Annotated in this window: 15 protein-coding genes; 9 read left to right on the plus strand and 6 right to left on the minus strand. The window is 40.1% G+C overall.

All coding sequences use genetic code 11. The features are described 5' to 3' along the window. Positions 1 to 51 precede the first annotated feature (51 nt). Together B4Z90_RS15105 and B4Z90_RS15110 are read left to right on the plus strand one after the other, a co-directional pair. The gene (locus tag B4Z90_RS15105) at positions 52 to 555 is read left to right on the plus strand and encodes a GNAT family N-acetyltransferase (protein ID WP_070565816.1); all 504 of its coding nucleotides are present in this window, start codon (positions 52 to 54) and stop codon (positions 553 to 555) included. Between the two features lie 84 nt (positions 556 to 639). Continuing rightward, complete coding sequence (locus B4Z90_RS15110; protein ID WP_070565814.1) at positions 640 to 1,083, plus strand: hypothetical protein; 444 nt, start codon at positions 640 to 642, stop codon at positions 1,081 to 1,083. A 60-nt stretch (positions 1,084 to 1,143) separates the two neighbouring features. On the opposite strand, the gene B4Z90_RS15115 is transcribed toward B4Z90_RS15110, so the two are convergent. Continuing rightward, positions 1,144 to 1,962, minus strand: coding sequence for a universal stress protein (locus B4Z90_RS15115; protein ID WP_070565812.1), 819 nt, complete (start codon positions 1,960 to 1,962; stop codon positions 1,144 to 1,146). 117 nt (positions 1,963 to 2,079) lie between these two features. Then, on the minus strand, positions 2,080 to 2,967 hold the full coding sequence (locus B4Z90_RS15120; RefSeq protein ID WP_070565810.1) for a sugar phosphate isomerase/epimerase family protein: 888 nt from the start codon (positions 2,965 to 2,967) through the stop codon (positions 2,080 to 2,082). A 263-nt stretch (positions 2,968 to 3,230) separates the two neighbouring features. Between B4Z90_RS15120 and B4Z90_RS15125 the strand changes: the two genes are divergently transcribed. Beyond that, positions 3,231 to 3,413: a hypothetical protein gene (locus B4Z90_RS15125; protein ID WP_070565808.1), complete on the plus strand. Its 183-nt coding sequence runs from the start codon at positions 3,231 to 3,233 to the stop codon at positions 3,411 to 3,413. Between the two features lie 439 nt (positions 3,414 to 3,852). Next, a complete protein-coding gene (locus tag B4Z90_RS15130) occupies positions 3,853 to 4,341 on the plus strand; it encodes a helix-turn-helix domain-containing protein (RefSeq protein WP_070565806.1) in 489 nt (162 codons plus the stop codon). Here the strand turns inward: B4Z90_RS15130 and B4Z90_RS15135 are convergent. Then, on the minus strand, positions 4,338 to 5,393 hold the full coding sequence (locus B4Z90_RS15135) for a fatty acid desaturase (protein WP_083295925.1): 1,056 nt from the start codon (positions 5,391 to 5,393) through the stop codon (positions 4,338 to 4,340). The genes B4Z90_RS15130 and B4Z90_RS15135 overlap by 4 nt on opposite strands. A 279-nt stretch (positions 5,394 to 5,672) precedes the next feature. Between B4Z90_RS15135 and B4Z90_RS15140 the strand changes: the two genes are divergently transcribed. Next, positions 5,673 to 6,380 carry a DUF6266 family protein gene (locus tag B4Z90_RS15140; protein ID WP_070565802.1) on the plus strand — a complete coding sequence of 236 codons (708 nt, stop codon included), beginning with the start codon at positions 5,673 to 5,675 and terminating at the stop codon, positions 6,378 to 6,380. 294 nt (positions 6,381 to 6,674) lie between these two features. On the opposite strand, the gene B4Z90_RS15145 is transcribed toward B4Z90_RS15140, so the two are convergent. Genes B4Z90_RS15145 through B4Z90_RS15155 form a run of 3 tightly spaced genes read right to left on the minus strand, consistent with a single transcriptional unit; the run spans position 6,675 to position 9,181 of the window. Further along, positions 6,675 to 7,085, minus strand: coding sequence for a hypothetical protein (locus tag B4Z90_RS15145; RefSeq protein WP_070565800.1), 411 nt, complete (start codon positions 7,083 to 7,085; stop codon positions 6,675 to 6,677). 55 nt (positions 7,086 to 7,140) lie between these two features. Further along, on the minus strand, positions 7,141 to 7,302 hold the full coding sequence (locus tag B4Z90_RS15150) for a hypothetical protein (protein WP_159333293.1): 162 nt from the start codon (positions 7,300 to 7,302) through the stop codon (positions 7,141 to 7,143). A gap of 16 nt (positions 7,303 to 7,318) precedes the next feature. Then, positions 7,319 to 9,181: a vWA domain-containing protein gene (locus B4Z90_RS15155; RefSeq protein ID WP_286802681.1), complete on the minus strand. Its 1,863-nt coding sequence runs from the start codon at positions 9,179 to 9,181 to the stop codon at positions 7,319 to 7,321. 80 nt (positions 9,182 to 9,261) lie between these two features. Here B4Z90_RS15155 and B4Z90_RS15160 point away from each other — a divergent pair, with 80 nt between their 5' ends. From B4Z90_RS15160 to B4Z90_RS15175, 4 genes are all read left to right on the plus strand, one after another. After that, complete coding sequence (locus tag B4Z90_RS15160) at positions 9,262 to 9,840, plus strand: RNA polymerase sigma factor (protein ID WP_070565798.1); 579 nt, start codon at positions 9,262 to 9,264, stop codon at positions 9,838 to 9,840. Then, positions 9,827 to 11,098 (plus strand): TonB family protein, encoded by a 1,272-nt coding sequence (locus tag B4Z90_RS15165; protein WP_286802683.1) that lies wholly within the window; start codon positions 9,827 to 9,829, stop codon positions 11,096 to 11,098. Before B4Z90_RS15160 ends, B4Z90_RS15165 begins: the two co-directional genes overlap by 14 nt. A gap of 180 nt (positions 11,099 to 11,278) precedes the next feature. Beyond that, positions 11,279 to 13,249, plus strand: coding sequence for a DUF3857 domain-containing protein (locus B4Z90_RS15170; protein WP_286802684.1), 1,971 nt, complete (start codon positions 11,279 to 11,281; stop codon positions 13,247 to 13,249). Between the two features lie 391 nt (positions 13,250 to 13,640). Next, positions 13,641 to 14,192, plus strand: a complete 552-nt coding sequence (locus B4Z90_RS15175; protein WP_112375548.1) for a dihydrofolate reductase family protein — start codon at positions 13,641 to 13,643, stop codon at positions 14,190 to 14,192. Positions 14,193 to 14,253 lie beyond the last annotated feature (61 nt).

Below are 14,253 nucleotides of genomic sequence, written 5' to 3' on the forward strand. Positions count from 1 at the left end.
CTTCGGACAGAATATCAGCGTCGTCCAAACAACAAATAAACAGTACAAACCATGAATCAATTAAAATTTCGTGACGCCACGCAACAAGATTTACCACGCATCGTAGAAATATACAATTCTACCATAGCCTCTCGCATGGTCACAGCAGACACTAGTCCCGTATCTGTCGCCAGTAGACAAAAATGGTTTGACGAACACAACGCTTCGAAAAGACCCCTGTGGATGATAGAAGATGTAAATAGCCAGGTACTTGGCTGGGTAAGTTTTCAATCTTTCTATGGTCGTCCAGCTTATGATGCAACAGTAGAAATTAGTATCTATTTGGACGAACAGCAACGCGGCCGGGGCCTGGGTAAACAGATTCTCCAGTACTGCATTGATAAAGCCCCAGGTTTAGGCGTACATACCTTATTGGGATTTATCTTTGCACACAACTTGCCTAGTATCGCATTATTTGAAAAGATGGGTTTCAAGGAATGGGCCAACTTACCCAATATAGCAACCTTGGATCAGGAAGAACGTAGTCTAAAAATATTAGGTATACGAATTAAATAACAGCGTGACAATCTAATTACCCGTCATCAAAAATAAAATTGTTAAATTACAGTATTCATTAGATAAGATCTTTAATTCGGCAATATGAAACATTTTATCCAATTCTCCTTGATGCTGATTGCTTATGTATTCTTCTTTTCCAGCCCCCTGTTGGCACAAAATCCAGAGCGCACCAAAACTATCCCGATCACAAGTGATTCAGCATACAGCAAGATAATTCAAGTGCTTCAGGATAGCGGTTATTTTATTGCACAGCTCGATCGGCCTTCGGGATTTATTCAAACTAGTACGTATCTCGAAAACAATAATCTCCTAAGCAATAAAGAAGGAGAAAAATTAATTTTCAACTTCCTGATCAGCCCTTTACAAGCTAAAAGAGCAAAAATAGTTTTAAATATATTTTCAATAGAGAGGCGTAAAGGCGGGAGCTTTGATGCACCTAATTATTATGATGAAGATAAGGGGATCGTCCGGGACAATAAAGCCTACCAGCAAATTTGGGATAGGATACTCCCCCTATTTCAATAAGTACAATCAAGATAAAGCCCAGCTGATCTCAGTTCACCTGGGCTTTTATAATAAAAAAAATTAGATCGAGATGGTCAGTAAAGGAACATCCAGACCCGATGCCATCATCCGTGTTTTACTCCGGTGGGTCAATGAGCTCCAAAAACCGTACTTATAGGGGATCATGACCAGCAGATCCGTACTGCTCTCTTTTACTTCGTCCCGGATCGCTTTTACAACCTCATTGGAGGTTACATTTTTGTAGTAATAACTTACGATTCCCATCACATCGTTGATGGTTTCACGTGTTTCTTTTCCTTTTTCCTCATTCAGCTGCTCAACAGTTTTTCGAATATTGAGAACCTCCAGTACCGCACCAAATTCAGCGGCAAAATCCTTGACTTTTTCAAGAATTTCCTTTTGTACACCACGAACAATATCACAGGCAAAAAGAATATGCTCCAGACCCGTAAATTTTGCGCCCAGCGGAACGGAAAGGATAGGTATTTTTAACTTACTGATTGCTGCCGTGGTGGTATTCCCCAGCATGTCCTGATCAAAGGAACGTTTGGCCATTCCCATCACCAACAAATCCGCATTCGTCTCCTGGATGCATTTTGTCATCTGGTCATAAAACAAACCTGCCGCAAGATAAGGAATAGTCAAAACACCACTTTCGGCCGTAATCGCCTCGGCTTTACGTCGTAAAACCTTACTTTGATGTTCAAAAATCTTGAACATAGAATCGGGAGAAAGTCGAGCGTTCATTGCATGAATGGAAGGATTTTGAAGAGAAAATAAAACGAGCTCGTATTCTTTTCCTGCAAAAACTTCCATAATAAACTTTAAGGCATGTTCGGCCTCTTCAGCATAGTCTGTGGCAACAATAATCCGTTTCATATGGTCTAATTTAATTCAATAAAAAATCCCTTTTTATTACATTCAAGTTAACGAAAAATAATAAATCTATCAAACGGAGAATTGTCTCAACTGGGTCAATTTTCTCCCTATTTTTGGCTATTTTAAGTAGCTAGCCTTTACAAAAGATGCTTTTTTCAGATAATCGATACTTTGTTGTAAACCGGTATAAATATCGTTACGTGTTTCTTCCAGCTCAACAAAAATATATTGCAGGCCAGCAACTTTTGAATTGTTAAAAATTGCATCGAAACCGACCATACCACTTTGGCCAATTTCGCGGTGGTCCTTAATGTGCAAAGCCTTGAATCTGCCCGCATATTTATTGAAGTAATCAACCGGACTAACTTGCCCCATGACCGCCCAATAGACGTCCATCTCGAAGAATACATGTTCAGGATTTGTATGCTCTAACATATAATCGTACATCACTTTATCTTCCACTTTTCTAAACTCATGCGAGTGGTTGTGGTATCCGTAAATGATTCCTTGCTGACGGCATTTCGCACCCACAGCATCCAGGTAGCGACATTGCGTTTCCAGATCCTTAAGTGTTTTAGGTACATCCATCCAAGGCGTGACGATGTATTTCATTCCCGCTGCTTTGTGCGTAGCAATACATTCGTCCCACCATTTTAGGGATTCTGTAAAATCTCCAGAGCTTAACTCTTTCTCTGATAGCGTTTTCGTTGCATGTGATGAAATCACCTTCATTCCAGCTTTTTCAACTTTTGCCTTAAACTCTTGTGGGCTCAAGTTATATAATTTACCATCTTTGTATCCAGCAGCTTCCACTCCTGTATAACCCAATGCTGAGATCTTTTGCAGAATCTGGTCGAAATTGGCGTTTTTACCGATTTCTTCACGTACAGAATATAACTGTAGACCAATTTCCTTTTTTGCAGCTTTCTGTTGTGCAAATGTTGGACTAACAGCCAACATCATACATCCAGCTACCAATGTTCCGATAAGAGTTCTTCTTTTCATTTAGTGCTCAATTATTTATTACAGACTTCGTTTAACGCAAAATTATTTGTAAACGCAGGTTTACAGGTTGTTTAGGTTTGTCGCGTTAATTATAGCCGCAATGTATGCAAATACTCGAAAAAACACAATGCTTTACCGTTTTATTTATTCACGTCGCGTGCTCAGCGCTCCATAACATGCTTTTTTATAGGAATAAAAATATACCCAACTCAACGATTTACAATTTGCAACTGTTCTATTTACAATAACAAACAAGTTGAGTGATGGAAAATAAATATGAAACCCCCGAACATAGCGATCAAAAACAGGAAGAGAAACTACCTGATGTTGCCGTTGAGGAAAAAGATGATGAACCTGCCGGTCGAAATCTCAAACGTACACTTATTATTGCAGTATGTGTGTTGATTGTGTTTTATCTGATTTATTATTTTATGAGTGGACAATAACAGGCGAATAGCCGCAACCATGCAACTCACCACAGCTCCGGCGGAACTTGACGGATTCTTGGAAACCGAAGCCGGGCAAGTCGACTTTTGTCGTCATACACAATCTGGTAGAATCTGACCAAAATTTCGGTCATTGTGCCGACGTACTCGACAATTTACCACGGCTCCGGTGGAACTTGACGGATTCTTGGAAACCGAAGCCAGGTAAATTGACAATATCTGCTTAAATAATTTCGTTTTTCATTCGCCTGTGTGCTACTAGATAATAACTTTTTATATTGGTTTACACAGGACGGTGACGTAGGGTCTATTTACTAAACAAATCTCAGTACCGATTAAATCATCTGTTATAACAAATATAAAAGAAAAAATAATAAATACAAATTTTTAAACAAAATAATGAACTATATTTTGCGCAAATTGTCATTCAATTCGTTGTATGACGGATGAAGACAAAGCATTACTGGAAACAATTGGTTTACGCTTTCGCGCGAAACGAAATGATCTTTATTATTCACTACGGGATCTATCCCATCTAACAGGCATTTCAACAGGAACACTCAATGGTATAGAAAAGGGAAAAGACTTAACGCTCACAAACTTTTTAACTTTATGCCGCAGCCTGGAAATCCAACCGACGGTATTTTTTCAGCATGATATTGTTTTTAATTCGCCCTATTCCCTACCTCCTGATGCGCAGGAAAGAATCACGCTAAGCAAAAAACTGGATGACCTCGTCTATCATTCGGATTTTTTCCACGCAGCACGACGTGTTTCGGAAGTGTTGGTCCAATTGGGTATTGACAAGAGCCAAAGCAACAAATTCTCTGTTTATCTAACCAACTATTGTGAAGAGGGAGCCCTCGTCTATCAGCAGCATGGTAACTATAAAACCTATCGTAAAAAAAAGGTAAATAAAAAGGACTAAACTTCTTTGTTGGAAAGTTCACGAAAACGGTTTGCCCTTCTAAACGTTCCCAAATCATTAAAACGAACCCCATACTTGCGCAAAATTTCTTGTGCCTTCTTGCGCCCAATATGACGTACGTAAAATGTCTCATTGACGACAAAATGATGGATGCTATGTGTCCAACCGAAAAAGAAACAAAACAATTGCATCGGAAAAGTCCACCAAACTGTCAATACTTGCGTCTGCTCAATAACATTTCCAGCTTCAACATCACCAAAATAATGCATGTTTGATGTAATAAAATGCAAACAAAACTGACGTAATAAGTTTGGCAATAGAATAACATAAATGATCCCATGCAGACTTATCAACATGTTATTAACATAGTGTGGAAAACTCAAATCTAACTCAAAAACCTCACTTAACCAACCAAATAACAGGTCTGCAAAAAAGAAATATAAAATCACATGTGCAAAAATCGTCACTGGAACAATGCTCAAAAACATAATCCGTTTTAGTTTTGAAGAAGTCTCCAACTTTAGATTTCCATTTTTCACCTCGCTGTCCATATCGTTAAACATGCGATGCAGTCGAAAGAGCCCACCCAACACAACATCGGGAGTTGTTAACAGACGTTTGATCGACCACTGCTCGCCATTCGTAACACTGCGTTCCTCAACATCATGTAATGTACCCGAAAACTTATGATGATGATGATGCAAGGTCCTGCGTATCCAAGGATTTACCGTCAATGGACGTAATATCCATACACTAAAAAGCATAAAATGATGAATTGCCTTTTGTCTTTTAAAATAAAGCCAATGAATCAGATCATGCTCTATTTCATGCAACACGCCCATAAAAAACGCATTACTGACAATCATAAGCCAAGTTGGAACAACAGCGCGAAACCAAGCTATCGATACAACGACAATTGCCAGGATCGCCAGTGCGAATAGAGCCATTCCGATACTGTTCTGACTTTTTAAGATGGGATACATTCCTTTAAGCTGCTGGTAGGAAAGATTTATTTCCCTCCTAATCTGGCTCGACTTTTCCTGATGTGTCAAATTCGATGTGATTTAATTGGTAAAAATAAGTTTTTTTTTCGCAAACACCAATTTACCAACACCTCATCAATAAGCGATTTCACCCAAAAAAAATAATGCACTTAAAGGGATTTGGTAGGGACTTTATAGGGACCTTATAGGGACCTCATTCGGATGAAGCCGTCTTAACTACCTATTAACTCCCTATTACGTAACACCTTATTTACAATTATTTAATAGATTAAACTAAACTTATCTATTCGTTGTGTGTTAGTACCCCTACACATTTAATTTAATACTATGGCAAATGTAACACAGGGTGTAAATGGTCCTCCCTCGGGCAAAGTGGGGGCAGTTGTTTTTTGTAAATGGAAAGAGATCAATTATGTCAGGTCTCTTCCGAGGGTGAATAAAAAAAGAGCACTTTCTGAAAAGGAAGTGAACAACCGAAACAAATTTGGACTTATGCAACAATTCTTAAGTCCTTACACGAGAGTCATACGGCTCGGTTTTTCCCTCTACGCCAAAAATATGACAGCATTTAATGCGGCGATGTCCTATAACCTTCACCATGTCATGCAACAAGACGATGAAGGTTTTCATATCGATTATGAAAAGATTGCCATAAGCCGAGGTTTGGACGAAGAGATTACAGGGGCAACATTTCAATTGTTGAACGAAACTATCCATATCACTTGGGAACTAAAAAACACCGAAAAACTCTTGTACGAGGATCTGACAGATTTCCGAACCTTGGTACTCCTCATTCCTGAAAATCCAATAAACGCTTCACAAGGTGTTTTACTTCAAAATTACATTATGGATTTGCGAGAATCTATTCAAATACCGAAACTAACCCAAAGTGATACATATCATCTATATCTAGGTTTTGTTGCAGCTGACGGAACTAATCGGAGCATGAATAGCAGCTATCTCGGAAATATAAACCTAGAAAGAGGATTAAGTTCCTTCCGGGAATTAAATTCATCAACAGGAGAAATAAAATAATTCAAAAACAAACACACAACACACTTAATCACAATAAGATAACAACATTTTAACACCGAATTCATGTTAATATGCTTACTTCGTATAAGCGATATGATTTACAATCGATGGTTTCAACAGCCACATCAATTTCGGCCATGAAGCCAATCGTCTTTATATCTAGTAGGCATTTGGTTACCCCCTCAGCAATCCTCAACACATATCCATGTGCAAGTCCTACTACTTTCTCTATTCAGTTCGGCAAGCTCATACCTTGCCGAACATTCTATTACCCAACGGATCCCCGATTACGATTTAACTTCCAAAAGGATCTGTCTTTTTTTCGGTCTTTACGATTTTAACCAAATGCTCCAATGCATTTTTCAGACGCTTAGCATCTTCTTCCGTTTGGATCGCCCATAAAATTTCATCCGTGCTTGGCGAAGACTTAAATCGAATTTGATAACCGGATTTTACTCTTGCAATGACAAGTACATCTGATTTGGCAATATCACTTCTAAAATGCTGGCCACTGGAAAGAAAGACTGTTAACACCTTCCCATCTACCGTTACCGTGTCAATTTTCGTATCCTTATAACGGTAAGCTACCTTATATAGCTTATTAATATAAGCCATGGTCTGTTGTTTATTCAAGCTCGCATTTTGGGCTACTGATGGCACTGTAATACCAATAGCCAAAAGAAAGCACAAGAAAAAATTCTTCATTTATCTAACATTTTTTATTTCCATATACTATAACAACACATCGCTCAGATTGCACTTACTCACCAAATATCACATAGCGCAAATCAGCAGAAGCAAAATACGTTCCTTTTATTGATGAACTAAAAATATAGATTTTATTTACTTTTTTACTTATTGCCCCACAAACTAAACTTATTTCCAGTAGCCGCATTTCGATTGCTGCTACTGAAAAATTCATCTTTAGCCATTTTTAGTTATTCTTTCGATCTCGATAAATCCCGTGCATTCTCTGCCATACGGATAAATTCAGCACGATAACCTTCCTCATCTTTGCCTTTGGAAGCTTTTGCGCGCGCGATGAGCTGATCAAAACTGGCCTTTTGCTTAAAATCAGAATCACGAAGTAATAGACCAAGTTCCGCTACCGCAGTGGCGAACTGTAAATCTTCACTCACGCGATTCAATTCCGTAACAGTAGTTCCTATCACCTTTTGTTGCAACTTGCTTTTCTCCCCTTCGGGCTCCTTATACCGAAATTTCACGGTTGCCAGTTCAGCATTTCTCCGCTCAGCTACCGGATCCGCTTGTTGTTGATATTTTAAGGGGTCTACCGTTCCGACCATCCCAGACTCCACACCGACCGGTACAATTTCATATAGGGCTGTCACCACATGACCTACCCCCATATCACCACCCATCTTTTGATCGTCATTGAAATCTTCAGCTTCCAACAAGCGGTTTTCGTACCCCACTAAACGGTATGCCTGCACATAACTGGGATTAAATTCGACCTGGATCTTGACATCTTTCGCAACGGTAAACAAGGTTCCCCCGAATTCGGTCACCATCGCTTTTCGTGCTTCAGAAATGTTGTCGATATACGCATAATTCCCATGCCCTTTGTCTGCAAGGATTTCCATCTTACTATCCTTCAGATTCCCCATGCCATACCCCAATACTGTGAGGAAAACCCCCGATTTACTTTCTTTGGCAATCAGCTCTTCCATCGATTCGTCACTGCTTTCCCCAACATTGAAATCGCCGTCACTAGCCAAAATAATCCGGTTGTTTCCACCTTTGATAAATTGTTGCTTCGCAATTTCGTAAGCCTTCTTAATTCCTGCAGCTCCAGCCGTACTTCCACCGGCTTCCAGCTCCTCAATAGCCGATTTAATTTTCATCTTTTCATCACCGGGCGTACTCTCCAGTTTTACCCCTGCCGATCCAGCATAGGTCACAATGGCAACATGGTCTACAGCACGTAGTTGATCAACCAACATCTTCAGCGAAGCTTTCACCAAAGGCAGACGCCCCGGTCCCATCATTGATCCCGACACATCGATCAAAAACACCAGATTGGAAGCTTTAAGATTCGCCGTCGGTATATCTTTCGCCTTTAATGTTACGCGCATGAGCTGATGTGTAGTATTCCAGGGTGCCTTGGTCAATTCGGTGACGATATTTACAGGTTCGCCATTCTTAGGTCCGGCCACTTGATACTGAAAGTAATTGATCATCTCTTCAACCCGTACCGCATCTTTTTCAGGTAGTGTTCCTGAATTGATAAAACGACGTACGTTACTATAGGAAGCAGCATCAACATCGGCCGCCAACGTTGATAAAGGTTCTTTTCGTGGATTGATAAACTTGTTTTCCTTTATTTTTTGATAAGATTCTTGGTTCTGATTAGGCACATAACCCGTCCCTCGAATATACAGACCCGATACTTGCCCTGACAAAGCTGCATTAACATTCATCACCGACGCCGTCTGACGCTTCGCCCTGCGCTCAGATCCGGTCACCACAACTTCATCCAGTGTGGTGTTTTGTTGCGCCAAGGCCTCATCAATCGTTGTCCGATGGTTGACCGCTATCCGTTGCTCAAGATATCCGATATAACTAAAAATCAAGGTATTTTTACCGTCAAGGACTTGAATACGATAGTTTCCCTTATCGTCGGTCCGCACCAGCGCTTTTGTAGCAACATTGCTAACCTGTACGCCCGCAAGGGCAGTCCCTGTATTCGCATCGACAACCTTACCGCTGACCTCATATCCCTGATTGGCATGTCCACCTAAGGATAGCAACAAGCCTATTACAAAAAGTATTGCTCTCATATCTTTACATTTTTGCCAAGGGATGCCACAAATATTAAATTTCCATAAACCAGAAAAAAAAAATATTTTTAGCCAATAAAATGTTCGCATTCAAGTCGTCAAAAATAGATACAGCACAAGACCACGAGCTCTTGCTGCACTACCAGGAATCCATGGAGCTCCAGGTATTGGGGGATCTATACCAGCGACATACCGAGATGGTATACTATGTTTGTTTACGGTATCTCCAAGATTCCGAATTGAGCAAAGATGCTGTCATGAATATCTTTGAAGAATTAATATATAAAGTCAACAAGCAAGAAATCAAGGACTTCCCAAGATGGCTTTATGTACTAAGCAAGAACCATTGTTTGATGTATTTAAGGTCTCAAAAGAACAAATCTCAAATTTCTTTGGATGAATTTGTGAAATTTCCAGGAGACGTGCATCAGTATGAACAATATGATGAAAAAGAAGAACAGCTAACAGCCATGGAAGGCTGTCTGGAAAAGTTGCCAGACAAACAGCAGCAGTCGGTCAGACTCTTCTTCTTAGAGGAAAAATGTTACAAAGAGATTAGCGAATCTACCGGTTATAGCTTGAACGAAGTAAAGAGCTATATACAGAATGGGAAACGGAATTTAAAAAATTGCATGGAGGCTTGGAATGAGCAACAGTAATTACGACATAGCATACTTAAAGAAATACGTCAACGGCGAATTATCTCCTACGGAGATGTACGCGCTTGAACGTGAGGCACAGCGTGACCCCATGCTGGCCGATATTCTTATGGGTATGGAAATGGATCAGAATAAAACCGTACTTACAACAATCAACAACCAAATTGCACAACGTGTTCAGAAAAATAATACCGCTAAAATAAAGGTCTTTGATTGGAAGAGACTTGCCATCGCCGCAGCGGCAGTGATCGTATTGGGGATTGGTCTCCTCCTTTACCGTCAACAGGACAAAAATTCATCCGAAGCGAGGCGTACCGCCGAAGTAAGTATTACGCAGGAAAAACCCAAAACAAAGGTTACAGCAGCAGATTCTATCATTCCTTCAGATGATATTGCATCAAAAATAGGATCTCAAGATCATTTGCCACAATTAGCCGATAATAACCGAACGCGGCTTCATGAACAGCATCCACTCGAAGAGGTGACCGTTTTATCCCGGGAACCATCCCTGCGTGTAAAATCATTGGAAGAAATGAAGGAAGGTCTCAATAATGATCGCCCTGTATTTGGATTAAGGCCTGCAGACAGTACAATTGTTATCGGTTATGCACCAATGGCAAAGAAAAAAGATGCTTCCCAAACCATTATGATTCGTGGAACATCAAGTTTAAACAATACCCTTGCAGGCAGAGCTCCGGGTATTGCGATGCCACAACAACAAGGTACCCCGCTACAACTTACAATTCGGGACAAAGAGACAGGCTTACCTATTTCGGGAGTGACAATCATTCAACCCAATAGCAAGTTTGCGACGAATACCGACGCACAGGGACAAGCGACCATCCAACCCAGCACAATGGATTCACTCGTCGACATCATGGCTCTGGGCTACAATTCTGTCGCATTGAATATGCGTCGCAGCAAAAATACGACGATCAAAATGCAACCTTCCGGCGCCTCACTTGATGAAGTCGTCGTTACAACGATGTCTTCACGCAAGTCAAAAAGTGCCGAACCTATCTGGGGCTGGAGATCGTTCAACAATTATATCAAGAAAAAAACAGCTAAAAGCCGTTATGAGGGCACTGTCCGTTTAAGCTTCTATATCGATAAAGATGGACTCCCAACAAATATCAGCGTTCTCCAAAGTGCAAATGATTACCTCGATGCCAAAGCCAAAGAGATTCTACTTTCGGGACCAAAATGGAAAGGGGAAGACTACCGCTATGTCACGTTAAGCTTCGAATTCACCTTGTAAGGATGCGATCTGAGCACATCCTATCTAATTACAACACAAGTTTATCTCGCTATCGGGACAAATAAGCAATCGCAATTGATCGATCCATTTATCTTTTCAACCAATTTAATTTATAAGGGTTTGGATTTAAAATTATTTCATACTTTAGTGTTATAATTCTTAACCATACAGTCATTTTTTATGAAAAGTTTTTTCACTGGCCTCCTCCTGCTTAGTGGTGTATACCTACAAGCGCAAGATTTTTCGTTCGGTAAAATAAAAAAGGAAGATTTTGCCATTACTGTTGACAAAATAGATACAGCAGCAAATGCCTTTGTCTTACGCGAATATGGATCAGCCGAAGTAAGTTATGATAAAAACAAAGGTCCGGTTGTTCAATTTTTCAGACACGTCCGCATTAAAATATTAAATAAGGAAGCTTATAATTACGCTAATTTCAGTATCCCTTTATATAAAAGCGGCAACGACCGGGAAGTCCTTATGGACATCAAGGGAGCGTCCTATCACCTCGTCGGAGATAAGGTTGTAGAAACAGAAATGACGAAAGCGAATATTTTTAACGAAAACGCCTCAGAAAACTATGCGGTAACGAAAGCGGCCATTCCGCAGGTCCAAGAAGGTACAATTATTGAATACCGCTACCGCACAGAATCGCCATTTATTTTTAACTTAAATGCCTGGGAATTTCAGGAAGATCTCCCAAAACTTTATAGCCAATACGTCACGCGTATTCCCGAAGTTTTTCATTACAAAGCCAATTTAAAGGGGGGATTAGCCGTCAGTGACCGGAAGGTAGAAAATTACAACACAGGCCTGGATTCTCAAGTTGGAGAAGTCTTAGGCAATAAAACCACCTATACCATGGAAAATATTCCGGCTTTCCATACCGAAGATTACATGACCTCTTCCAAAAATTTTAGGTCAATCATTTTCTTTGAGCTTGGTCGGTATAGCATTCCAATGGGACCGACAAAAGACTTTTCGCTCACGTGGGAAAATGTCAGAGATAAACTCGTACAGGACGAAAGTTTTGGTGGACAGGTAAAGCGAAAAACGGCATTGAAAGAGTTCATTGAACCGGTATTGCAGGATTCAAAAGATGACCTGGAGAAAGCGGTACGACTGTATACCTACTTCCAGAAACAAATAAAATGGAATAACCGCCATTCGATCTACGCAAAAAATATCAAAGAAGCCATCGAAAAAAGAACAGGCAATAGCGCCGATATTAACCTTGGACTGGTCAATGCCTTACGTTATGCGAAACTAGATGCCATCCCTGTTATTTTATCGACACGTGAGAATGGCTATGCAGGGCTCTATGCACCAGCGATATCAGAGTTCAACCATGTCATTGCCCAGGTAAAAATAGGTGAAAACTACTACCTGCTGGATGCGACCTCTCCCTATGAGATGTTTGGAAATATCCCAATGAAATGTGTCAACTTTCAGGGAAGATCAATTCCCCTGGAAGGCGAATCTGACTGGGTAAAGCTCGAGGCAAATCTTGCATCTACTTACAGTAACTTCTTCTACGGTGAACTGTCGGAAGATGGTGCATTAAAAGGAAAATGGATTACCTCACGTAACGGTTACGGTGCTTCCAAAATGCGTGAACGCCTTCAAGGAAGTAATTCTGAAGAAGAATTCTACGAAAAAATAGATGAAGAAAACAATCGCATCAAAATCAATAGTTTTAAAGTATCGAATCGGGAATCCCTTGATAAACCGCTAACGGAGGAGTTTGAAATTGAGATTAAGAATTTTGCAACCCTGCAAAATGAGCAACTTCTATTCAATCCTTATATTGACACAAAAATGTCCAAGAATCCCTTCAACCTTACGGAGCGGAATTATCCGATCGACTTTGGTTCTTTAGTCCAAGAAGAGTGCTACATTGAAATCAAACTGCCAAAAGGCTATGCATATCCAACGGAAGGAAAGTTAAAAAACATCAGTATGGCTCTTCCTGAACGTGCGGCCCGATATATTTTCAAAATCAATAATACAACACCGGATGTTCTGATCATCGAATCTGCAACACAATTAAACAAACCCTTGTTTATGCCGGAAGAGTATTTTGATTTAAAAGAGTTTTTCAGTCGGATCATCCAGGCAGAAAAATTAGATGTTGTACTCAAAAAAATATAACGATATCACTTAACACAAACTTCATTTTATATTGACGATTAGCTTAAATAAGGGTGATAACTTTGAATATCAAAAAATAGTAAAATGATTAAAGATTCAGATTTATTCGAACTAGAGAATACCTTCCTTGGTGAAGGTTTCGAATTAGATGGTGATGATATTATCACCGATGAAGACTAGGTCTTCACTTTTTTAGCAAGTATTATTCCCCTTATATAATCTCAAAGCCCAGACATTCTTTGCTGGGCTTTTTCTTTGCTCCGTTGTTCGGCAATTTGGCCAAACCTTATTATTTCTCTATCTTTATGTCATCCTGACAATCCGCCGTTGAGCTAACCCAGCTTCTATTATTACGGGAACGCAAGTAATAGGTTTAAAGCAAATAACACACATGAGAAAAATAATATTGGATCTGGCCATGACCTTAGATGGCTTTATTGAAGGCTCACAGGGAGAGGTTGACTGGTGCATTATGGATGATGACATGGATTTCGATGGCTTTTTGGCTTCGGTCGATACCATCTTTTATGGCCGGGTGAGCTATGATGCCTGGGGTAATTTCCAACCGGGTGCTACGGCCGATGAAACGGAAATAAATCTTTGGAAAAATGTCCATGCGAAGAAAAAATATGTTTTTTCCAGTCAAGCAAGACAAGATGAAAACGCTACTTTCATCCAAACTGATATCACTGAACATGTTCAGGAAATAAAAGCACAGCCCGGAAAAGATATTTGGCTATATGGGGGAGCACGTCTAATCACAACATTCATCCAAGCCAACCTTGTTGACGTCTATCGCATTTCCGTTCACCCCATTGCCCTGGGAAGTGGCAAGCCTTTATTTGAAAACTTACCTGAACGACTATCCCTAAAACTTGTTCAAAGCGTCACATTCAAATCGGGTGTTGTTCAGTTAATCTATATCCCTCAACATGAATCTTAACCGTCAGGCTGCCCCACAGATCGCTGACCAGATGATTAGGAAAGTGCTAGATCAACTCGAA

Origin of the sequence: Sphingobacterium sp. UBA5639 (genome assembly GCF_002421245.1) — a bacterium.
Taxonomy (GTDB): Bacteria; Bacteroidota; Bacteroidia; order Sphingobacteriales; family Sphingobacteriaceae; genus Sphingobacterium; species Sphingobacterium multivorum.

Excerpts from the sequence above, each read along its gene's own strand:
- B4Z90_RS15105 (WP_070565816.1), top strand. The coding sequence starts at position 52 with ATGAATCAATTAAAATTTCGTGACGCCACGCAACAAGATTTACCACGC.
- B4Z90_RS15110 (WP_070565814.1), top strand. The coding sequence starts at position 640 with ATGAAACATTTTATCCAATTCTCCTTGATGCTGATTGCTTATGTATTC.
- B4Z90_RS15115 (WP_070565812.1), bottom strand. The coding sequence starts at position 1,962 with ATGAAACGGATTATTGTTGCCACAGACTATGCTGAAGAGGCCGAACAT.
- B4Z90_RS15120 (WP_070565810.1), bottom strand. The coding sequence starts at position 2,967 with ATGAAAAGAAGAACTCTTATCGGAACATTGGTAGCTGGATGTATGATG.
- B4Z90_RS15125 (WP_070565808.1), top strand. The coding sequence starts at position 3,231 with ATGGAAAATAAATATGAAACCCCCGAACATAGCGATCAAAAACAGGAA.
- B4Z90_RS15130 (WP_070565806.1), top strand. The coding sequence starts at position 3,853 with ATGACGGATGAAGACAAAGCATTACTGGAAACAATTGGTTTACGCTTT.
- B4Z90_RS15140 (WP_070565802.1), top strand. The coding sequence starts at position 5,673 with ATGGCAAATGTAACACAGGGTGTAAATGGTCCTCCCTCGGGCAAAGTG.
- B4Z90_RS15145 (WP_070565800.1), bottom strand. The coding sequence starts at position 7,085 with ATGAAGAATTTTTTCTTGTGCTTTCTTTTGGCTATTGGTATTACAGTG.
- B4Z90_RS15150 (WP_159333293.1), bottom strand. The coding sequence starts at position 7,302 with ATGAATTTTTCAGTAGCAGCAATCGAAATGCGGCTACTGGAAATAAGT.
- B4Z90_RS15155 (WP_286802681.1), bottom strand. The coding sequence starts at position 9,181 with ATGAGAGCAATACTTTTTGTAATAGGCTTGTTGCTATCCTTAGGTGGA.
- B4Z90_RS15160 (WP_070565798.1), top strand. The coding sequence starts at position 9,262 with ATGTTCGCATTCAAGTCGTCAAAAATAGATACAGCACAAGACCACGAG.
- B4Z90_RS15165 (WP_286802683.1), top strand. The coding sequence starts at position 9,827 with ATGAGCAACAGTAATTACGACATAGCATACTTAAAGAAATACGTCAAC.
- B4Z90_RS15170 (WP_286802684.1), top strand. The coding sequence starts at position 11,279 with ATGAAAAGTTTTTTCACTGGCCTCCTCCTGCTTAGTGGTGTATACCTA.
- B4Z90_RS15175 (WP_112375548.1), top strand. The coding sequence starts at position 13,641 with ATGAGAAAAATAATATTGGATCTGGCCATGACCTTAGATGGCTTTATT.